Genomic DNA, 20,865 nt, shown 5'->3' on the forward strand with positions numbered 1-20,865 from the left:
CCAATGCGACTAGATTCTCAGGCGCGTCGCAAGGCGCGCGGCGTCTTCCCGTTTGTCCCGTTCCTGCTGACGTTGCCCTCCCTGGCCGCCGCCCAGGCCCAACCCTTCTTCCCGCAGGTTACCCCCAACGACGCCATCGAGCGCCGCCAGGAACAACAGCAGGAGGCCGCGCGCGAACGTGCCATGGCCCGCCCCGATGTGCTGACGCCGGGTCCGGCCGAGCCGGCCCTGGCAGGCCCGCTGATCCTCCGCAACGAATCCCCCTGCTTCCCGATCAAGACCGTGCACTGGGAAGACGCCGATGAGTTCGAGTGGTTGCAAGCCGAGGCCAGCATCCTGCCCGGTCAGTGCGTGGGCGGCCAGGGGCTGGAAGCCATCCAGGACTACTTCTCCGCACGCTTGGTAGTCCGAGGCTACATGACCACGCGCGTGCTGATTCCTGAGCAAAGCCTCGCCAGCGGTGAACTACGGCTGCGCGTGGTGGCCGGACACATCACCGGCGTCAAGGCCGAGGGCACGCCCGGTTGGTGGCGAACCGCGCTGCCGACCCGCCCGGGAGGGCTGGTGAACCAGCGCGACCTGGACCAGGGCATGGAGAACATGCGTCGTCTGCAGGGCCAGGCCGACGCCAGTATCGACCTGGTACCGGGAGAGAAGCCAGGCGATACCGAGTTGGTCGTCAAGCCCGGCACCGGCAAGCGCTGGCATGCCCTGATCACGGGTGACAACGCCGGCCTGGACAACACCGGCAAGTACCAGATGGGCGGCACGCTGACGGTGGATTCGCCGTTGTTCCTGTACGACAGCCTGACCATTTCCGGCAACACCAATGCCAACCTCGGCAACGGCGCGGCCGGTGCGCGCTCGTCGGCCATCAACTACAGCATTCCGTTTGGCTACTGGAACGCCTTTTTCAACGCCAACCAGTCGAAATACCACCAGACCGTGGCGGGCTTCGAGGGCGATATCGCCTACGGCGGGCGCAGCACACAGATCGAGGCGGGCCTGGGCTATGTGCCGTTTCGCAACGCCTCGGGCAAGACCAGCCTGTACGGCAAGGTGTTCCGCAAGACCGCCAGCACCACGCTGGACGGCATCGACATCGCCGTGCAGCGTCGGGATTTCGTCGGTTACGAGGTCGGTGCCTCGCATCGCCAGTACCTTGGCAACACGGTGCTGGATATCGGCGCGGCCTGGCGTGCATCCCTGCCCGCGCATTCCAAGACGCCCGGCTTCGTGCTGGGCGATCCGGACTGGGGCGGCAAGTCTGAACTGCTGCTCGCCAACGCGGGCCTGATGGTGCCGTTCCAGGTCGCCGGGCAGCGCCTGCGCTACCAGGGCAACCTGCGCATGCAGTACGCGCACACCCGCATCCTGCCCTCCGACTATTTCGTTATCGGCAACCGCTACTCGGTGCGCGGCTTCGATGAGCAGCTGACGCTGGCCGCGGAGAACGGCGTGACCTGGCGCAACGACGTGGCCTGGCAACTTGGCAATACTGGACAAGAAGCCTTTGTCGGCTTCGACGCCGGCCACGTCAGCGGCCCGTCTGCGGCATTCCTGGTCGGCCAGACCCTGATGGGCGCGGTGATCGGCGCGCGCGGGCGCTGGGCCATGGGCGGCTTTGCCGCGCTGACCTATGAGGTAACGCTCGGCTGGCCGGTCAGGAAGCCCGAGTTCTTCCGCACGCGCCAGCCCAATCTCGCTGCGCAGATCGGGGTGGAGTTCTGATCCGCCCGAACGGTGCGGAGTATCGACTTGCTGCTGTGACAGAGCATGAATGTAGTGTTGACCCAACTGAAGGAGAAGATCGCATGAACAAAGTGACGGCCATATCCCTGGTCGCCGCGGCCGGGCTGCTCGCCATGCTCGGCGGCTGTGCCACCGAATCGTCCACGGCGCTGCCGGTGCAGAAAGTAGAGAGCGCCAGCCGTCCCTACGCCGGCGTCCGCACGCCGATTTCGGTCGGCAAGTTCGACAACCGTTCGAGCTACATGCGCGGCGTGTTCTCCGACGGCGTCGACCGGCTGGGCGGCCAGGCCAAGACCGTGCTGATCACGCACCTGCAGCAGACCAACCGCTTCAATGTGCTCGACCGCGACAACATGGACGAGATCAAGCGCGAGGCAGCCATCAAGAGCCAGGCTCAGCGCCTGAAGGGGGCCGACTACGTGATCACCGGCGACGTGACCGAGTTCGGCCGCAAGGAAACCGGCGACCAGCAGCTGTTCGGCATCCTGGGCCGCGGCAAGTCGCAGGTCGCGTATGCCAAGGTCGCGCTCAACGTGGTGAATATCGCGACCTCGGAAGTCGTGTTCACCGCCCAGGGTGCAGGCGAGTACGCGCTGTCGAGCCGGGAGGTAATCGGCTTTGGCGGCACGTCCAGCTATGACTCGACGCTCAACGGGAAGGTGCTGGACCTCGCCATGCGCGAAGCCGTGACCAACCTGGTCAGCGGCATCGAAAGCGGCGCCTGGAAGCCCGTCACCCCCTGATTCCAAAAAAACAGCCAAGGAGAAATCGTGAAGACATTGTTCCGGCCGCAGCGCCTGGCGGTGCCTGCCCTGGTCGCAAGCGCATTGCTGGCGGGCTGCGCGGCTCCCGCCAAGCCCCTGTATCAGTGGGAAGGCTACCAGCCGCAGGTCTACCAGTACTTCAAGGGTGAACCGAAGCAAGCCCAGATCGAGGTGCTGGAGCGCGACTTGCAGAAAATCATGGCGGCCGGCAATACCCCGCCGCCCGGCTACCACGCGCACCTCGGCATGCTGTATGCCGATATCGGCAAGGATGACGAAATGGTCCGCGAATTCCAGACCGAGAAGGCGCTGTTTCCCGAGTCGGGAGCCTATGTGGACTTCCTGCTGAAGAACGTCAAAAGCAAGGGAGAGAAGAAATGAGCAAGCTGTTCCATCGCGTCCTGATGCTGCTGGGCGTCGCCACGCTGGCAGCCGGCTGTGCCGCGCCGACGAAGAACGTGGATTACGCCGCCTTCAAGGAAAGCCACCCCCGCTCGATCGTGGTGCTGCCGCCGCTGAACAACTCGCCGGACGTGAAGGCCACTTACGCCCTGCTGTCGCAGGCCACGCAGCCGCTGGCCGAATCCGGCTACTACGTGCTGCCGGTCGCGCTGGTTGACGAGACCTTTCGCCAGAACGGCCTGACGATACCGGGCGACATCCACGCGGTGGCACCCGCGAAGCTGCGCGAAATCTTCGGCGCGGACACCGCGCTGTACATCACCGTGACCGACTATGGTCCGAAGTACCAGGTCGTCAGCAGCACCACCGTTGTCGCCGCCGAAGCAAAGCTCCTGGACCTGAGGACGGGCAAGACGCTCTGGACCGGACAGGCGTCGGCTGCCAACAATCAGTCGGGTAACGCTGGCGGTGGGTTGATCGGCGCGCTGATCGGCACGGCCATTGCACACGCAATCAGCAGCGTGTCGGATGCCGCCTATGGGGTGGCCGGCAGGACTAGCCAGCAACTGCTCTCGGCGGGTACGCCTGGCGGAATCCTGTATGGGCCGCGGTCGCCGAAGTACGGCACGGACTGACTATTATGGCCCTGGTTTGTGAGAGGGCCGGCCTGCCGTAGTTCGCGCGGGCATCCCCCGATGCCCGCCCTCCGTCCCCCCTAAAGTCCTGCCCCTCAGGCGCCGTTAACGCTACCAGGCCCCCGATTTCCCAAACAACACCCAATTCCCCCGCCTTTTCCCATGAATGGGAAGGCTGTCCCGCTTCGATAATCCCTGCTGACGAATAGCGGCCTGCCGCTTCGCACGGAGCATGGATGTCCGAAGAAAGCGACCTCGAGAAAACCGAACCCGCCTCACCCCGGCGCCTGGAAAAGGCGCGCGAGGAGGGGCAGGTAGTGCGTTCGCGCGAGCTCGCCACGTTCGTCATGCTGATCGCCGGCGTGACCGGCCTGTGGACGCTGGGCGGCCATCTGGGCCGCAGCCTGAACCAGGTGATGCAGGGGGCGCTGCGCTTCGAGCCGGCAACGGCGTTCGATACCTCGCGCATGCTGTCGCGCTTTGCCATGATGGTGTGGGACAGCCTGCTGGCCTTCCTGCCGCTGCTGTTCCTGTTCGGCGTTGCGGCGCTGGCGGCGCCGTTGCTGCTGGGGGGCTGGGTGTTCTCGGGCAAGTCCTTCGCGCCGCAGTTCTCGCGCCTGTCGCCGCTGGCGGGGCTGGGCCGGATGTTCTCCGCGCATTCGCTGGTGGAGCTGCTCAAGGCCGTGGCCAAGTCGCTGCTGGTGGGCAGCGTGGGCGCCTGGGTGCTGTGGCGGCGCCTGCCCGAGGCCATCGCGCTGATGAATGCGCCGGTGCAGGAAGCGCTGCTGCACATGGTCGACCTGGTCATGTATTGCTGCCTGGTGGTGTCGCTGTCGCTGCTGGTGGTGGCGGCCATCGACGTGCCGTGGCAGTACTGGGAGTTCTTCAAGAAGCTGCGCATGACCAAGGAAGAGGTCAAGCAGGAATTCAAGGAAAGCGAGGGCGACCCGCATATCAAGGGCCGCATCCGCCAGCAGCAGCGCGCCATGGCGCGCCGCCGCATGATGACCGAGGTGCCCAAGGCCGACGTGGTGGTGACCAACCCCACCCACTTTGCCGTGGCGCTGCGCTATGAGGAGGGGCGCATGGGCGCGCCGCGCGTGGTGGCCAAGGGCACCGGCGATATTGCCGCCCGCATCCGCGAGCTGGCTGCAGAGCACCGCGTGCCGCTGATGTCGGCCCCGCCGCTGGCGCGTGCGCTGCACCGCCACGTGGAGCTGGGCCAGGAAATCCCCGCCGGACTGTATACCGCCGTGGCCGAAGTGCTGGCCTGGGTCTATCAACTGAAGCACTGGCATTACTCGCAGGGCCCGCAGCCGCAGGCACCCGCGGACCTGCCGGTGCCCGATGAACTCGCCGTACCGGAAATGCGCGAATGAACGCTCTGAGCAACCTGTTCAACCTGCCCGGCCTGCGCTCCGCCGGCCAGCTCAAGGCCATGACCGGGCCGCTGCTGATCATCATGATCCTGGGGATGATGATCCTGCCGCTGCCGGCCTTCGTGCTGGACCTGCTGTTCACCTTCAATATCGCGCTGGCGATCATGGTGCTGCTGGTCAGCATGTACACGCAGAAGCCGCTGGACTTTGCCGCCTTCCCGGCGGTGCTGCTGTTCACCACGCTGCTGCGCCTGTCGCTGAACGTGGCCTCCACGCGCGTGGTGCTGCTCGAAGGCCATACCGGCCCGGACGCCGCGGGCAAGGTGGTGGAGGCCTTCGGCCACTTCCTGGTAGGGGGCAACTTCGCGGTCGGCATCGTGGTGTTCGCGATCCTGGTGGTGATCAACTTCATGGTGATCACCAAGGGTGCGGGGCGTATCGCCGAAGTCGGCGCGCGCTTCATGCTGGATTCGATGCCCGGCAAGCAGATGTCGATCGATGCCGACCTGAACGCCGGCCTGATCGACGAGGCCGCCGCCAAGAAGCGCCGCGCCGAAGTGGCGCAGGAATCCGACTTCTACGGCGCGATGGACGGCGCCAGCAAGTTCGTGCGCGGCGATGCCGTGGCGGGCCTGCTGATCATGTTCATCAACGTTGCCGCCGGCATGGTGGTGGGCATGGTGCAGCACGACCTGGACTTCGGCACCGCCGTGCACAACTACACGCTGCTGACCATCGGCGACGGCCTGGTGGCGCAGATCCCGGCGCTGGTGATCTCCACCGCCGCCGGCGTGATCGTGTCGCGCGTGTCGAACGAGCAGGACGTGGGCGAGCAGCTCACCGGCCAGCTCTTTGCCAACCCGCGCGTGCTGTACCTGACCGCGGGCATCATCGGCCTGATGGGCATCATCCCGGGCATGCCGCATTTTGCCTTCCTGCTGCTGGCGGGCGCGCTGGTGTGGATGGGCCGTTATATGTCGCGCCGCGCCGCCACGCAGGAGCAGGTCAAGCAGCGCGAGGAGCGCACCCCGGCGGTGGCGCAGGAATCCACTGAAGCGAGCTGGGACGACGTCACGCTGGTCGACCCGCTCGGCATGGAAGTGGGCTACCGCCTGATCACGCTGGTGGACCGCGCGCAGGACGGCGAGCTGCTGGGCCGCATCAAGAGCATCCGCAAGAAGGTGGCGCAGGAGATCGGTTTCCTGGTGCCGGTGGTGCATATCCGCGACAACCTGGAGCTCAAGCCCAACGCCTACCGCATCACGCTCAAGGGCGTGGAGATCGGCCGCGGCGAAGCCATGCCGGGCCAGTGGATGGCGATCAACCCCGGGCAGGTCAGCGGCACGCTGCCTGGCGCGGCCACGCGCGATCCTGCCTTCGGCCTGCCGGCGGTATGGATCGACGCGGGCATCAAGGAGCAGGCGCAGTCCTACGGCTATACCGTGGTCGATGCCAGCACCGTGGTGGCCACGCACCTGAACCACCTGATCCACATGCACGCCGCCGAGCTGCTAGGCCGCCAGGAAGTGCAGGCGCTGCTGGACCGCATCGCCAAGGACTCGCCCAAGCTGACCGAAGACCTGGTGCCGAAGGCCATTTCGCTGACCGCGCTGCAGAAGATCCTGCAGAACCTGCTGGACGAAGGCGTTCCCATCCGCGACATGCGCACCATCCTGGATGTGGTGGCCGAGCATGCGCCCAAGATCAGCGACCCGAACGAGCTGACCGCGATGGTGCGCGTGGCGCTGGGCCGCGCGATCACGCAGCAGCTGTTCCCGAACAACGCCGACCTGCAGGTGATCGGCCTCGATGCCGGCCTGGAGCGCGTGCTGTCGCAGGCGCTGACCAATGGCGGCGGGATCGAGCCGGGCCTGGCCGATGCGTTGCTGCAGCAGACCCAGGGCGCGGTCACGCGCCAGGAGCAGCTGGGCATGGACCCGGTGCTGCTGGTGCCGTCGCAGCTGCGCCCGCTGATGGCGCGCTTCCTGCGGCGCACCATGCCGCAGCTGAGGGTGCTGTCGCATGCCGAGGTGCCGGACAACCGCAATATCCGCATCACCGCCATGATCGGCGCGTGAGGAGTCATAGATGAGCGTAGCCAAGTTTGTCGCGGCCAACGGCCGCGAAGCCATGCGCCAGGTGCGCGAAGCCATGGGCCCGGACGCCGTGGTGCTGTCCAACCGCACCGTCGAGGGCGGCGTGGAGATCGTCGCCATGCGCGATGCGGATCTGGGCAGCGTGCAGGCCACGGCGCAGGTCTACGTGCCGCCCGCGCCGGTGGCCGAGCCCACCGCCATCGGCGACCTGCGCGGTGAGCTGCAATCGATGCGCGCAATGCTGGAGCGCCAGCTGGCCGGGATCAGCCCTGCCCAAAGCGCGGTTCCAAGCGCGGCAGCGCACGGCGTGGCCGCCAGCGACCCGCTGCGCGAATCCCTGTTTGAATGGATGGTCGGCGCCGGCTTCTCCGGGCAGCTGGCGCGCACGCTGCTGGCGCGGCTGCCGCTGGGCTACGACCGCCCCGCGGCCATGGGCTGGATCCGCACCGAACTGGCCAGCAAGCTGCCGGTGCTGGGCGATGAGGACAGCCTGTTCGCGCAAGGCGGCGTGCTGGCGCTGGTTGGCCCCACCGGCGTAGGCAAGACCACCACCACGGCCAAGCTGGCGGCGCGCTTCGTGCTGCGCCACGGCGCCGACAAGCTGGCGCTGCTGACCACCGACAGCTTCCGTATCGGCGCGCACGAACAGCTGCGCATCTACGGCGACATCCTGGGCGTGCCGGTGCATGCGGTAAAGGATGCCGCCGACCTGCGCTTCGCGCTGGCGGCGATGAAGGACAAGCACCTGGTGATCATCGACACCGTCGGCATGAGCCAGCGCGACCGCAGCCTGTCGGAACAGATCGCGATGCTGGCCGGCGTGCCGGCGCCGGTGCAGCGCGTGCTGCTGCTCAACGGCGCCAGCCACGGCGATACCCTCAATGAAGTGGTGCATGCCTACCGTCATGACGCCGCGCCGGATGGGGGCGGCATCGACGGCTGCATCATCAGCAAGCTGGATGAGGCCACCCACCTGGGCTCGGTGCTGGACGTGGTGATCCGCCACCGCCTGCCGGTGTTCTACGCCTCCACCGGCCAGCGCGTGCCCGAGCACCTTGAGCTGGCCAACAGCACCGCGCTGGTGGAGCGCGCCTTCCTGACGCCGCGCCGCGGTTCGGTATTTGCCGATGCGGACGCCGCACGCCGGCGCAGCGCCGGCACCGATGACGAGGCCCCCGCGCGTGGCGGTGCCGACGAGGTGCTGCGCTCGCTGACCGACAGCGCCGACGCGCTGAGCCAGTGCGTGGCGGAACTCAATGGCGCGGGCCTGGGTCTGGACCTGGCGCGCTCGCTGTGGCAACAGCGCAGCGCCGGCGCCCCGGCCCTGCGCGCGATGTCGCAGCAGGTGCGCGAAGCGGTCTGCCGCGACGTGACCCGCCAGTGCGAGCAGTACGTGCTGGCCAGCGCCGCCACGCTGCAAGTGGCCGTGCCCGGCCGCCGCACGCCGCAGCCGATGCAGCACACGCTGTGGCTCGCCGACCGCGACGGCATGCCGCTGGCCGCCACCGTGACCCCGACCGGCCGTGCCGGCCAGCCGTTGGGCGAGGCCGAGTCCGATGCCGCCAGCCTGCGCGCCGCCATGAGCGCCGCGCGCAAGGTGGTCAACCTGATCGATGCCGTACCGACCGCCGCCACGCTGGCACGCTGGCAGCAGGCCGGCGAGCGCTGGGTGGCCAGCGCGCGCAAGACCGCGCGCGTGGTCAGCGCCGGCGCCGCCTGGAAGCTCGATGCGCTGGCCGACACGCTGACCTTCCACGCCGTGGGCGAGGACACCGTGCGCGAGCGTGAAGCCGTGCGCTGGCTGGCCAGCGCCGAAGTGCGCGTGCCGGACAGCCCGGTGCGCGGCAAGGGCACGCCCGAAGGCGGCATCGATGCCTGCCTGGTGGTGGCCCGCCTGGCCGACCGCGCCACCGGCGAACTGCTGGATACCCGTTACCTGCTGTGCGACCCGGCGCTGGCGCAAGATGCCGCGCAGGTGGCGCGCTGGGCCTTGTGGACCGACGCAGCCGATGCGCGCCTGCGCACGCTGCGCCACGCCATCGACCACTTCGCCCAGGACGCCGAAAGCGGCCACGCCGCCGGCGCCGCGCTGGCCGCACTGCAGTTGGGCCTGGCGGTGCTGCGCCTGGAACACGCGCCGACCGCGGCCGCGCCCGCCTTCCTCGCGCGCCTGGCTGGCCGCACGGTGCGCCAGGGCGTGCCGGTGCCGGGCACGGTGCTCAATGAAGGCATGGGCCGCATGCTGGCATTGCTCGACGTGCTGGAAAACTATCCGGGCCGCGGCACCGCCGTGCCCGCTGAAGCGATGGAGGTGTTGCAGTGAGCGCCCTCGCCATGGACCAGGCCGAGAGCCTGCGCCGGATGCTGGCGCCGCGCACGACGCGCCGTATCGCCGTGGTCGCCAGCGAACGCGGTGCCGGCGCCACCACCGTGGCGCTGGGCTTGTCGCACGCGCTGGCCATGCAGGGCGAACGCGTGCTGCTGGTCGACGAAGACGCCGCCGCGGCGTGCGCCACGCGGCTGTCCGGCGCCAGGCCCGCCGGCACCCTGGCCGATGTCAGCGCAGGCCGCCTGTCGCTGGAAGCTGCTGCAGGCACCGGTCCCGGTGGCGTGCTGTCGGTGCTGCCGGCTGGCCGGCCTGTGCCGGGCTGCGCCTTGCCGGCTGCTGCCGCGAGCGGCTTTCGCAGCGTGCTGGTGGATGCCGGCGTCGATGCCGACGGCGCGCTGTCGCCGCTCGCGGGCGGCGCGCACAACGTGCTGATCGTGATGCGGCCTGAACTGGCGTCGATCACCGCCGCCTACGCGTGTATCAAGCGCCTGCACCACCTGTATGCCTGGCGCCAGTTCCACCTGATCGTCAACATGGCGGCGAGCGAGGCTACGGTGCAGGCGATCCTGCGCAACCTCGCGCGCACGGCCAGCCAGTACCTGGGCGTTGAGGCGTTGTGCGCGGGCTGGCTGCCATCCGACCCGCTGGTGGCGCGCGGCGTGCAACTGGGGCGCTGCGTGGTCGAGGCGTTTCCGGCGGCGCCGGCCACCACCGCGCTGCGCCGCACCGCCGGCAGCATCGGTGCCTGGCCGCTGCGCGCGGACACGTCCACCCCTGCTCCCGCACCCGCCATGGCCTGAGCCTGCCAGCCATGCCATCCAACCGAACCAGACCCTGAGCCAGCCCCCGCCGCACGTTGCGGCGGTCCAGCAATCCAGCATTCACGAGAATTGCACCATGTACACGATCCAGGGAAAGCTCGAACAGGCCGATGTGGTCAAGGCGCATGCACAGCTGGTGCGCCGCATCGCCCTGCAACTGGCCGCCAGGCTGCCTGCCAGCGTGCAGATCGACGACCTGATCCAGGCCGGCATGATCGGCCTGCTGGATGCCGCCAAGCGTTATGAAGACACCCACGGCGCGCGCTTCGAGACCTACGCCAGCCAGCGCATCCGCGGCGCCATGCTTGACGAGGTGCGCGCCAACGACTGGCAGTCGCGCAGCCTGCGCCAGTTCACCCGGCGCATCGAGCGCACGCAGCGCGGGCTGGAGCAGAAGCTCGGGCGCGCGCCGCTCGACTCCGAAGTGGCCGAGGCCATGGAGATGGCGCTGGACGAATACCAGCTGCTGCTCAATGAGGTCTATGGCTGCCAGCTGCTGCACTACGAGGATTTCGAGCGCTCCGGCGAAGAAGACTTCCTGGACCGGCACCTTGGCGGCAGCGATGACGGCAACCCGCTGACCGTGCTGATGGAAAGCGGCATGCGCGAGGCGCTGATCCGCGCCATCGACCGGCTGCCGGAGCGCGAGAAGCTGGTGCTGTCGCTGTGCTATGACCAGGAGCTGAACCTGCGCGAGATCGGCGCGGTGCTCGATGTGACCGAGTCGCGCGTGTGCCAGATCCGCGGCCAGGCGATCACGCGGCTGCGCAACCAGCTGCGCGGCTTGCTGTGATGCAGGCGCTGGGCCGCGCCGCGCGCGGCGCTTGCTGGCTGCTGGCTGCCGCATCGGCCTGCGCCTGGGCCGCCATCGAGGGCGGCACCCGCCACGCCTGGACCGGATCGGTCAACGGGCCGGCACTCCACGGCCGCGGACAGCGCGCGGTGTCGCCGCCGATCCTGCCCACCGGCGTCTTGCCGCAGTCAGAAGGGGTCATCACGTCGGTGCGCTGGCGCTACAGCTTCGCCAAGACCCCACCGCTGGAACTGCAAGCCTATCTCTGCAATGCCCAGCGCTGCGTGCTGCTGCCGCAGGCGGAAGGCAAGACCGATGCGTTCTTCGGGGATGATGCCACCAAGGGCTTTGTGTTTGCGTTCCGGGTGCCGGGGCAGGGCAGCCTGGTGCCGGTGCTGCAGGGGCGCAGCAATGAGGTGGTGGTGGGGTTTAGGTAGGAGTGAATGTTCCGTTCTTTCGTCACTTCTGAATAAGTGACGAAAGAACGGAACATCTGGCGATCGCCTCAACCCGCCGCCAGACTCACCCCACCAGCCCCGGCCGCCGCCTTCCCATCCTTCCCATACAACCCCGCATCCCCGCCACTATGCTGGCGCAGCGCCTGAATGGCTTCGCGGGTGAAATCGAGGTGGGCATTGACGACGGCGCCGTTCAGGGCGTTGCCGTCGCGCGCGGTGCGCGCGGCGAAGATCAGCTGGCGCCAGGCGTCGGCCACGGCCGGGTCGACCTGGCGGCCGAGCAGCTGGCCTTCGGGGCCGGCGCGCAGGCCAAGCGCGCCCATCTGGGCTTCGCGGGCCTTGAGCTGGCGGGACAGGGCCTGGCCCAGTTCAACCTTGCGCGTCAGCAGTCCGCTCAGGGACTGGAAGTCGCCCCGCTTGAGGGCGTCGCGCTCTTCGGCGAGGAGTTGGCCGAAGGCCTGGATGCCTTCGGTTTCGCGCTGCAGGGACTGGATCAGGCTCTGGTTCATTTGGGCTAGCGGGGTTCGGCCTGGCCAAGCTCGCGCAGGGTCGCGAGCAGGCCGTCGGCAATCTTGCCCGGGTCGATCCTGATCCGGCCCTCGGCGATGGCCTGGCGGATCTCTTCGACCTTGGCGGTGTCGATATCGTCGTCCGTGGGCTGCGTCAGGCGGGCGCTGATGTCGCGCACCTGGGCGGCCAGCGGGCTGACGCTCAGGCCGGCGGACGGCGCCGCGGCGCTGGCCGGCGCGGCCTGGGGCCGGGCGGCGGCAGCGTCCGCGGGGGCGTCGGCGGGCCGGGACGAGGCGGTGTGGTTGATCTTCACGGGGCGTTCCTTGCTGGTTTCCTATGGCATTACGGTAGCGCCGGCGAATTCTTTAGGGCGCTCGCCCCGATTTCGCCGCGCAGCGATGTCGGCGGCATTTTCGCATGCCGCCCGCCACGGGTTTGCAGTCTTTTGGCCACGATCAAGGCACTTTCGGCGGGCTACTGCAGCACCACGGTGTCGCCGCTGCGCACCAGCCCGTTGACCACCTGGCCGCTGCGCAGGCGCACCTGCACGGTGTTGCCAGTGGCGGCATCGGCCAGCACCTTGCCTTCGCTGGTGATCTGGAAGGCATCGCCTTCCACGGCCACGGTGACGGTCTGGCCCTGGCGCACGGCGATGGCCTTGCGCAGCAGGTCAGACCGTATCGGCGAGCCGGCGGCAATACGGTTGGCGGTGACCGCGCCGGCAAGCTGCGCCGGGTCGGTGATCACCGCGCGCGGCAGCGTGCCCAGGTCGCCCTGGCGGACTTCGATATCGGCCTGGCCGACCGGCTCGCCCGGGCCCAGCGCGCGCGCGGCGACGTAGTAATCGGTCAGCACCGACACGCGCGCCTGCATGTAGCGCACCCACGGCCGCTCGCCGCCGCAGCGCACGCCGACGGAGACGCGGCCCCAAGGCGACGTGCCGGCGGGCAGGAACGGGTCGGGCGCAAGGCAATCCGGCGCGCGCCCACCCGAAGGCGGCGCCACCTGCACGCTGACCTTGCCCGGCAGGCCGGCGGTCTGCTGCAGCAGGAAGCGTTCCACGGCAACGCGCGCGGGGTCTTCGGCAAAGGGGCTGGCAGCGGGGTTGGCAGCATAGGCAGCCTGCTGCTGGCCGTGCGCGGCCGCCGCCTGCATGGCGACGGGCATGACCTGCGCCGGCGCGGCACCGGCGGCGGCGGGCCCAAGCAGGCAGGCCGCCAGCAGGGCTTGCGCCAGGCTGCGGGCGTTGCGGCGATTCTGTTTCATCTGGACTTCCCGGCAAGATCGGCACGGCATGCACGGCATGCCTGGCGCACCGCCCCGTGACTGGCCGCGCGCCCCGTTTACATCTGTCATCGGGGTCCCATTGTAGGCAGCCCCTCGCGCGAGGGCGGGCCGAAATGCATGGATTTCCCGTCCTTATTCATCCGATTGGCGTGACAGGTCGCCGCCTAAGATGGCAACCCTGAAGAAGGTCGTTCGCTCCGTTCACGTGAGCAGGGAGATGCCAGATGATTGACAGACTCGACGCGGCACTACGTTTCCAGCAGGAAGCGCTGAGCCTGCGCAACCAGCGGCAGTCGGTGATTGCCTCCAACATCGCGCACGCGGACACGCCCGGCTACAAGGCGCGCGATTTTGATTTCTCCAGCACGCTGGCCCAAAGCGTCGAACGCGGCCATCGCAATGAGGGCATGTCGCTGTCCACCACCTCGGTGCGCCATCTGCCCGCGCAGGCCCCGGGGCGCGAGGAATTCGACCTGGCTTACCGCATCCCGCTGCAGTCCAGCGTCGACGGCAACACCGTGGAAATGGATGCCGAGCGCGTGGCCTTCGCCGACAACGCCGTGCACTTCGAGTCCGGCCTGACGGTGATGAATTCAAAGATCAAGACCATGCTGGCCGCCATCCAGCAATAGATCGAGCAGTAAGGGAGAGAGCGCATGCCGGCAATGAACATCTTCGACGTCGCGGGCTCGGCCATGGCCGCGCAGTCGCAGCGCATGAACGTGACCGCTTCCAACCTGGCCAACGCCGACAGCGTGGTCAGCCCCGACGGCCAGGCCTATCGCGCCAAGCAGGTCGTGTTCGGCATGGCGCCCACGCCGGGGCAGACGGACATCGGCGGCGTGCAGGTGCGAGGCGTGTCGGAAGACCCGTCGCCGCCGCGCATGGTGCACAACCCCACGCACCCCATGGCCAATGCCCAGGGCTACGTGGTGATGCCCAACGTCAACCCGGTGGAGGAGATGGTCAACATGATCTCGGCCTCGCGCTCCTACCAGGCCAACGTGGAAGTGCTCAATACCGCCAAGAACATGATGCTCAAGACGCTGACGATCGGCCAGTGACAAGCCTCGGCCTGTATCGGCAACGCCTCCACCAGCACGCACACAACGAACCGACATGACAACCACCTCCGCGGTAGGCAGCAACACCCAGGGCATCAACGACGCCCTCAAGAGCGGCAGCGCCAGCGCGTCCGAGCTGCAGAACAACTTCCTGACCATGCTCGTCACGCAGATGAACAACCAGGACCCGCTTAACCCGATGGACAACGCGCAGCTGACCTCGCAGCTGGCGCAGATCAGCACGGTCAGCGGCATGCAGACCATGAACGCGACGCTGTCGCAGTTGCTGTCGCAGGTCAGCGCCAGCCGCGCCATGGACTCCGCGGCGCTGATCGGCCATACCGTGATGGTGCCGGGCAAGCAGGTGTCGGTGGCAGGCGGCGTGCCGGGCAAGTTTGGCCTGGACCTGCCGTCGACCGCGGATGCGGTCACCGTCGACGTGCTCGACAAGGACGGCAACGTGGTGCGCACCATCGACATGAAGGGGCAGACCGCGGGCGTGCACAACGTCGCATGGGACGGCAAGAACAACGCCGGCGCGGCCGTGGCCGACGGCGACTACACCTTCAAGGTGACCGCCACCGCCAACGGCACCTCGGTGCAGCCGGTGGCGCTGGTCTACGGCAAGGTCCAGAGCATCAGCGGCGACGCCAGCGGCGTGCTGGTGGACCTGGGCGACGGACAGACCGCGAACGTCGACGACGTACGCCGCATTCTCTGAAACGCAGGTGCCGGCAGCGCACAGGCGCCGGCCGGCTTCAACGACCAAGCAAAAAGGAAGCAATCATGGGTTTCGGTCAAGGGGTAAGCGGCCTGAACGCCGCCGCGTCCAATCTGGACGTGATTGGCAACAACATCGCCAACGCCAACACGGTTGGCTACAAGCAATCGGCAGCGCAGTTTGCCGATGTCTACGCAGGCACCAAGATCGGCCTGGGCGTGCGCGTGAACTCGGTGGTGCAGTCGTTCAACCAGGGCAATATCGAAGCCTCAGGGCGCTCGCTGGATGTGGCTATCACCAACGGCAACGGCTTCTTCCGCCTGACCAGCCCGGAAGGCGCGGTCTACTACTCGCGCAACGGCCAGTTCCAGCGCCAGGAAGACGGCCGCATCACCAATATGCAGGGCCTGCAGGTGACCGGCTATCCGGCGGGCGTGGCCGGCGGCGCGGGCGTGCAGCCGCAGCCGCTGGTGATCAGCAACGCGCAGATGGAGCCCCGCGCTACCAGCAACATCACCGCCAAGTTCCAGCTTGACTCGCGCGCCACCGTGCCGACGCAGGCCTTCGCCAGCGCGGCCGGCTCGCCGCCGACCAGCAATATGTTCAACTACAGCACGGCGATCAACGTCTATGACTCGCTGGGCAACAAGCAGCAGCTGATGGCGTACTTCGCCAAGTCGGCGGGCGCCCCGACCGTCGCCGGTGGCACCGACTGGCGCATGTATGTGACCGACGTCAACGGCAATGCCGTCGGCGGCGCACCGGTCACACTCGCGTTCGACAACGCCGGCGCACTGCAATCGCCGGCGGCCGGCGCCATCACCCTGAGCCAGCCGGCCGCCAATGGCGCGCAGGCTATGGCGATGAAGCTGGACCTGACCGGCACCACCCAGTTCGGCGCCGACAACGACGTCAAGCAGCTCAGCCAGAACGGCTACACCTCGGGCAGCCTGCTGGGCTTCTCGGTCAATGGCGACGGCACCATCACCGGCAACTATTCCAACGAGCAGACCAAGCCGCTCGGCCAGATCGTGATGGCCGCATTCGGCAACGTCGAAGGCCTGAAGCCGGAGGGCGACAACGTGTGGTCGGCCACCGGCGCCTCCGGCCAGGCGCTGGTCGGCGTGGCCGGCGGCAGCATGGGCACGCTGCGCTCCAATGCGGTGGAAGCTTCCAACGTGGACCTGTCCGGCCAGCTGGTCAACCTGATCGTTGCGCAGCGCAACTACCAGGCCAATGCGCAGACCATCAAGGCGCAGGACACGGTCATGCAGACCCTGGTCAACCTGTGACCGCTACGCTGAGCTGAGCCGCCGCCATGGACCGCATGATCTACACCGCCCTGTCGGGCGCCAAGCAGATACTCGACCAGCAAGCGGCGGTATCGAACAACCTCGCCAACGTCTCCACGCCGGCCTTCCGCGCGCAGGTCAACCTGTACCGCGCGGTGCCGGTGGTCGGGCCGGAGGCGGGCACGCGCGCGTTTACGGTGGCCTCGACCCCCGGCGCCGACATGCGCGCCGGCCCGCTGACCTACACCGGCCGCACGCTGGATGTGGCGCTGCAAGGCAATGGCTGGCTGGTGGTGCAGGCACCGGACGGCACTGAGGCCTACACCCGCGCCGGCGCGCTGCAGGTGGCGCAGGACGGCCAGGTGCAGACCATCTCCGGCCTGCCGGTGATGGGCGATGGCGGTCCGCTGGCGGTGCCGCCGGGCTCGCAGGTGACCATCGGCACCGACGGCACCATCACCGCGCGCGGCCCCGGCGAAGCCTCTGCCGGCCTGGCGCAGGTGGGCCGGCTGCGCGTGGTCAACCCGCCCAACGACGCCATCGCGCGCGGCGATGACGGCCTGTTCCGCCTGCGTCCCGGCGCGCAGCCGCTGGAGGCCGATCCCACCGTGCGCGTGATCTCGGGCGCGCTGGAAGGCAGCAACGTCAACCCGACCGAAGCCATGGTCGAGATGATCGCCAATGCCCGCCGCTTCGAGATGCAGATGAAGATGATCCAGGGCGCCGACGGCAACGAGCAGCGCGCCAACCAGCTGCTCTCGACCAACTGACCTGAATGACTGACCGGCACGGCGCACCGTGCCAGCACCAACGCAAGGACCACCATGATCCGCTCTCTCTGGATTGCCAAGACCGGCCTTGATGCGCAGCAGACGCAGATGGACGTGATCTCGAACAACCTGGCCAACGTGTCGACCAACGGCTTCAAGCGCGGCCGCGCGGTGTTCGAGGAACTGATGTACCAGACCATCCGCCAGCCCGGCGCGCTGTCGTCGGACCAGACCACGCTGCCGTCGGGCATGCAGCTGGGCACCGGCGTGCGCCCCGTGGCCACCGAGCGCATCCACACCCAGGGCAACCCGCAGCAGACTGGCAATGCCAAGGACGTGGCCATCCTGGGCCAGGGCTTCTTCCAGGTCGCGCTGCCCGACGGCACCACCGCCTACACCCGCGACGGCTCGTTCCAGGTGGACCAGAACGGCCAGCTGGTGACCTCCAGCGGCTTCGTGATCCAGCCCGCCATCACCATCCCGGCCAATACGCTGTCGATGACCATTGCGCGCGATGGCACCGTGTCGGTGACGCAGCCCGGCTCCAGCGCCAACGTGCAGGTGGGGCAGCTGCAGCTGGCCACCTTCATGAACCCGGCCGGCCTGGAAAGCATGGGCGAGAACCTGTACGTGCAGACCGATGCCTCGGGCGCGCCCAACACCACCGTGCCGGGCCTGAACGGCGCTGGCGTGGTGCAGCAGAACTACGTGGAAGCGTCCAACGTGAACGTGGTGGAAGAGCTGGTCAGCATGATCCAGACCCAGCGCGCGTATGAGATCAACAGCAAGGCCGTGCAGGCATCCGACCAGATGCTGCAGCGCCTGTCGCAACTGGGTTGACTGGTGTGAACATGGCCACCTTGCTTTCCCGCCTGGGCGCGCATGCGCTGGTTTGCCTGGCCGGCGTGGCAATGCTGGCCAGCGGCGGCTGCGCGCTGATGCCGCGCGAGCCGCTGGTGCAACTGCCCACCACCGCGCGCGCAGAGCCGCGGCCGATGGGGCCGGCTTCGGGCTCGATCTACCAGTCGTCCTACGCCGGCAACCCGCTGTTCGAGGACCGGCGTCCGCGCAATGTGGGCGACATCCTGACGATCCTGATAACCGAGAACGTCAACGCCAGCAAGAATTCCGGCACCAATACCAGCCGCACCGGCAACACCGCGCTGGCGTTCGATGCCGTGCCGCGCGCGCTCAGCGGCCTGTTCAACAGCAGCAGCAACGCCAGCATCAACGGCGCCAACACCATGAAGGCCAGCGGCGGCGCCAGCGCGGCCAATACCTTCAACGGCACCATCACCGTGACCGTGCTGGAGGTGCTCACCAACGGCAACCTGGTGGTCTCCGGCGAAAAGCAGATGGCCATCAACCAGGGCGCCGAGTTCATCCGCTTCTCCGGCGTGGTCAATCCGCGCACGATCACCGGCGACAACGCCGTGCTGTCGACGCAGGTCGCCGATGCGCGCATCGAATACACCGCCAAGGGTGTGATCGACGAAGCGCAGAACATGGGCTGGCTGCAGCGCTTCTTCCTCAATGTTTCACCGTTCTGACCGCGCCATGTCTGCTCCGATGCTCGCCCGTTTCCTGTCCCGCCTGCTGCGCCTGAGCGTGATCAGCCTGGCGCTGGGCGTGGCCTTTGGCGCCTTTGCCAGCGTCGCCAAGGCCGAGCGTCTGAAGAACCTGGCCACGTTCCAGGGCGTGCGCGAGAACCCGCTGGTGGGCTACGGCCTGGTGGTCGGCCTGGACAACACCGGCGACCAGACCATGCAGACGCCGTTCACCACGCAGAGCCTGACCAACATGCTCTCGCAGCTGGGGATCACGCTGCCGGCCGGCAAGAACATGCAGCTCAAGAACGTGGCGGCGGTGATGGTGACCGCCTCGCTGCCTGCGTTCGCGCAACCCGGCAGCCAGCTGGACATCGTGGTGTCGTCGATGGGCAATGCCAAGAGCCTGCGCGGCGGCACGCTGCTGATGACCCCGCTCAAGGGCGCCGACGGCCAGGTCTATGCCATCGCCCAGGGCAATATGCTGGTGGGCGGCGCGGGCGCGTCGGCCAACGGCAGCAAGGTGCAGGTCAACCAGCTGGCGGTGGGGCGCATCGCCAATGGCGCGATCGTTGAGCGCGCGGTGGCGCCGTTCCAGCCGGATGGCGGCGTGCTCAACCTGGAACTGAAGGACACCGATTTCGGCACCGCCGAGCGCGTGGTGGAAGCCATCAACCGCTCCATGGGCGGCGGCGTTGCCGCGGCGCTGGACGGGCGCGTGGTGCAGGTGCGTGCGCCGGCCTCGGCGGCCGCGCGCGTGGGCTTCCTGGCCCGCATCGAGAACATCGACGTGACCCCGGCCAAGGCCGCGGCCAAGGTGATCCTGAACGCCCGCACCGGTTCCATCGTGATGAACCAGGCCGTGACCGTGGAAGACTGCGCGGTGGCGCACGGCAACCTGTCGGTGGTGATCAACACGCAACCGGTGATCAGCCAGCCCGCGCCATTTAGCGAAGGGCGGACGGTGGTGGCGCCGGTGTCGCAGATCGACATGAGGCAGCAGGGCGGCTCGCTGCAGATCGTCAAGGCGGGCGCCTCGCTGGCCGCCGTGGTCAAGGGGCTGAACGCGCTGGGCGCAACCCCGGCCGACCTGCAGACCATCCTGGAAGCCATGCGCGCGGCCGGGGCGCTGCGCGCCGAGCTGGAAGTGATCTGACCATGAACACGGCACGACCCCCGCAGGCGGCGGAGCTGACGCAGCGCTTTGCGCTGGACACGCAGGGCTTCGAGGCGCTCAAGCACAGCGCGCGCGGCGGCGCCGACGCCAATACGCTGCAAGCCGTCGCCAGGCAGTTCGAGGCGGTGTTCACGCAGATGGTGCTCAAGAGCATGCGCGATGCCACCCCGCAGGACGGCCTCTTCGACAACGAGCAGAGCAAGCTCTATATGTCGATGATGGACCAGCAGCTTGCGCAGCAGATGTCGTCGCGCGGGATCGGCCTGGCCGATGTGATGGTGCGGCAGCTGGCGCGCGCCACGGGCACGCCGATGCCGGCCGGCATGAGCGCCATGAGCCCGGCCGAGTCAGGCAAGGCGGCCGATGCCGAGATGGCAAGATTGCTCGACAGCCGCGGCGCCGGGGCGATCCCGGCCGACGCCGGCGAGCAGGCCGACCTGCCGGCGATCGGCACCATCGTGCCGGGGCAGAACTGGAATCCCACTGCCGGCCTGCGCCAGTACCAGCCGCAGTGGTACGCGGACCGTGGCCAGGGCGAGGACAGGCTGGGACGGTTGCCGGACGACGCGCCGTCCCACGTCAGCGCCTTTGTCGCCCGCATGGCCGGGCCCGCGGAAGCCGCCGCGCGCGCCAGCGGCGTGCCGGCGCGGCTGATCGTAGGCCAGGCCGCGCTGGAATCCGGCTGGGGCCAGCGCGAGATCACGCACGCCGACGGCTCCACCACCTTCAACGTCTTCGGCATCAAGGCCGGGGCCAGCTGGAAGGGGCGTGTGGCCGAGATCACCACCACGGAATATGTCGACGGGCAGCCGCAGAAGGTGCGGGCGAAGTTTCGCGCCTATGGCTCGTATGACGAGGCCTGTGCCGACTATGCCCGCCTGCTGACGAACAACCCGCGCTACGCGGGCGTGGTCAGCGCGGCGTCGGCTGAAGAGGCGGCGCATGGCTTGCAGCGCGCGGGCTATGCCACCGATCCGGCGTACGGGCACAAGCTGGTGAAGATCATGAAGAAGGTCGCAGCCTGAGGGCAGGGGGAAGCCAGCGGATCTGGCGAAGATCACTTCCACA

Annotated in this window: 22 protein-coding genes; 19 read left to right on the forward strand and 3 right to left on the reverse strand. The window is 68.2% G+C overall.

Features of this window, described 5'->3' with window-relative positions; all coding sequences use genetic code 11:
* Positions 1-3: 3 nt before the first annotated feature.
* The 10 genes from I6H87_RS19965 to I6H87_RS20010 all read left to right on the forward strand — a co-directional run bounded on the left by I6H87_RS19965 (position 4) and on the right by I6H87_RS20010 (position 11,408).
* Entirely contained in the window at positions 4-1,731 is a 1,728-nt protein-coding gene (locus I6H87_RS19965; protein WP_011616437.1) for a ShlB/FhaC/HecB family hemolysin secretion/activation protein, read from the forward strand.
* 83 nt (positions 1,732-1,814) lie between these two features.
* Entirely contained in the window at positions 1,815-2,495 is a 681-nt protein-coding gene (locus I6H87_RS19970; protein ID WP_011616438.1) for a CsgG/HfaB family protein, read from the forward strand.
* 27 nt (positions 2,496-2,522) lie between these two features.
* Positions 2,523-2,897 (forward strand): DUF4810 domain-containing protein, encoded by a 375-nt coding sequence (locus tag I6H87_RS19975; protein WP_011616439.1) that lies wholly within the window; start codon positions 2,523-2,525, stop codon positions 2,895-2,897.
* Positions 2,894-3,553: a DUF799 domain-containing protein gene (locus I6H87_RS19980; protein ID WP_011616440.1), complete on the forward strand. Its 660-nt coding sequence runs from the start codon at positions 2,894-2,896 to the stop codon at positions 3,551-3,553. Before I6H87_RS19975 ends, I6H87_RS19980 begins: the two co-directional genes overlap by 4 nt.
* A gap of 236 nt (positions 3,554-3,789) precedes the next feature.
* Positions 3,790-4,932: a flagellar biosynthesis protein FlhB gene (flhB, locus tag I6H87_RS19985; protein WP_011616441.1), complete on the forward strand. Its 1,143-nt coding sequence runs from the start codon at positions 3,790-3,792 to the stop codon at positions 4,930-4,932.
* A complete protein-coding gene (gene flhA, locus I6H87_RS19990) occupies positions 4,929-7,010 on the forward strand; it encodes a flagellar biosynthesis protein FlhA (protein ID WP_011616442.1) in 2,082 nt (693 codons plus the stop codon). Before flhB ends, flhA begins: the two co-directional genes overlap by 4 nt.
* A 10-nt stretch (positions 7,011-7,020) precedes the next feature.
* Entirely contained in the window at positions 7,021-9,351 is a 2,331-nt protein-coding gene (flhF, locus tag I6H87_RS19995) for a flagellar biosynthesis GTPase FlhF (protein WP_062804657.1), read from the forward strand.
* Positions 9,352-9,362: 11 nt separating this feature from the next.
* On the forward strand, positions 9,363-10,157 hold the full coding sequence (locus tag I6H87_RS20000) for a MinD/ParA family ATP-binding protein (protein WP_011616444.1): 795 nt from the start codon (positions 9,363-9,365) through the stop codon (positions 10,155-10,157).
* Positions 10,158-10,254: 97 nt separating this feature from the next.
* On the forward strand, positions 10,255-10,971 hold the full coding sequence (locus I6H87_RS20005) for an RNA polymerase sigma factor FliA (protein WP_010812673.1): 717 nt from the start codon (positions 10,255-10,257) through the stop codon (positions 10,969-10,971).
* Positions 10,971-11,408 carry a flagellar protein FlhE gene (locus I6H87_RS20010; RefSeq protein ID WP_010812672.1) on the forward strand — a complete coding sequence of 146 codons (438 nt, stop codon included), beginning with the start codon at positions 10,971-10,973 and terminating at the stop codon, positions 11,406-11,408. The genes I6H87_RS20005 and I6H87_RS20010 overlap by 1 nt, the downstream gene beginning before the upstream one ends.
* Before the next feature lie 68 nt (positions 11,409-11,476).
* On the opposite strand, the gene I6H87_RS20015 is transcribed toward I6H87_RS20010, so the two are convergent.
* From I6H87_RS20015 to flgA, 3 genes are all read right to left on the reverse strand, one after another.
* A complete protein-coding gene (locus I6H87_RS20015; protein ID WP_010812671.1) occupies positions 11,477-11,938 on the reverse strand; it encodes a flagellar protein FlgN in 462 nt (153 codons plus the stop codon).
* Positions 11,939-11,943: 5 nt separating this feature from the next.
* Positions 11,944-12,252 carry a flagellar biosynthesis anti-sigma factor FlgM gene (gene flgM, locus I6H87_RS20020; protein ID WP_010812670.1) on the reverse strand — a complete coding sequence of 103 codons (309 nt, stop codon included), beginning with the start codon at positions 12,250-12,252 and terminating at the stop codon, positions 11,944-11,946.
* 161 nt (positions 12,253-12,413) lie between these two features.
* Complete coding sequence (gene flgA / locus I6H87_RS20025) at positions 12,414-13,205, reverse strand: flagellar basal body P-ring formation chaperone FlgA (RefSeq protein ID WP_011616445.1); 792 nt, start codon at positions 13,203-13,205, stop codon at positions 12,414-12,416.
* Positions 13,206-13,450: 245 nt separating this feature from the next.
* Between flgA and flgB the strand changes: the two genes are divergently transcribed.
* From flgB to flgJ, 9 genes are all read left to right on the forward strand, one after another.
* Positions 13,451-13,858 carry a flagellar basal body rod protein FlgB gene (gene flgB / locus I6H87_RS20030; protein ID WP_010812668.1) on the forward strand — a complete coding sequence of 136 codons (408 nt, stop codon included), beginning with the start codon at positions 13,451-13,453 and terminating at the stop codon, positions 13,856-13,858.
* A 24-nt stretch (positions 13,859-13,882) separates the two neighbouring features.
* Positions 13,883-14,290, forward strand: a complete 408-nt coding sequence (gene flgC / locus I6H87_RS20035) for a flagellar basal body rod protein FlgC (RefSeq protein WP_010812667.1) — start codon at positions 13,883-13,885, stop codon at positions 14,288-14,290.
* Between the two features lie 55 nt (positions 14,291-14,345).
* Complete coding sequence (flgD, locus tag I6H87_RS20040; RefSeq protein WP_010812666.1) at positions 14,346-15,011, forward strand: flagellar hook assembly protein FlgD; 666 nt, start codon at positions 14,346-14,348, stop codon at positions 15,009-15,011.
* A 65-nt stretch (positions 15,012-15,076) separates the two neighbouring features.
* Positions 15,077-16,303, forward strand: a complete 1,227-nt coding sequence (flgE, locus tag I6H87_RS20045; RefSeq protein ID WP_010812665.1) for a flagellar hook protein FlgE — start codon at positions 15,077-15,079, stop codon at positions 16,301-16,303.
* 26 nt (positions 16,304-16,329) lie between these two features.
* The gene (flgF, locus tag I6H87_RS20050; protein ID WP_011616446.1) at positions 16,330-17,073 is read left to right on the forward strand and encodes a flagellar basal-body rod protein FlgF; all 744 of its coding nucleotides are present in this window, start codon (positions 16,330-16,332) and stop codon (positions 17,071-17,073) included.
* A 54-nt stretch (positions 17,074-17,127) separates the two neighbouring features.
* Complete coding sequence (flgG, locus tag I6H87_RS20055; RefSeq protein ID WP_010812663.1) at positions 17,128-17,913, forward strand: flagellar basal-body rod protein FlgG; 786 nt, start codon at positions 17,128-17,130, stop codon at positions 17,911-17,913.
* A gap of 11 nt (positions 17,914-17,924) precedes the next feature.
* A complete protein-coding gene (gene flgH / locus I6H87_RS20060; RefSeq protein ID WP_010812662.1) occupies positions 17,925-18,623 on the forward strand; it encodes a flagellar basal body L-ring protein FlgH in 699 nt (232 codons plus the stop codon).
* On the forward strand, positions 18,607-19,776 hold the full coding sequence (locus tag I6H87_RS20065) for a flagellar basal body P-ring protein FlgI (RefSeq protein WP_011616448.1): 1,170 nt from the start codon (positions 18,607-18,609) through the stop codon (positions 19,774-19,776). The genes flgH and I6H87_RS20065 overlap by 17 nt, the downstream gene beginning before the upstream one ends.
* Positions 19,777-19,778: 2 nt before the next feature.
* Positions 19,779-20,822 carry a flagellar assembly peptidoglycan hydrolase FlgJ gene (gene flgJ, locus I6H87_RS20070; RefSeq protein WP_011616449.1) on the forward strand — a complete coding sequence of 348 codons (1,044 nt, stop codon included), beginning with the start codon at positions 19,779-19,781 and terminating at the stop codon, positions 20,820-20,822.
* The last annotated feature ends 43 nt before the right edge of the window (positions 20,823-20,865 follow it).

Origin of the sequence: Cupriavidus necator (assembly GCF_016127575.1) — a bacterium.
Lineage (GTDB): Bacteria > Pseudomonadota > Gammaproteobacteria > Burkholderiales > Burkholderiaceae > Cupriavidus > Cupriavidus necator_D.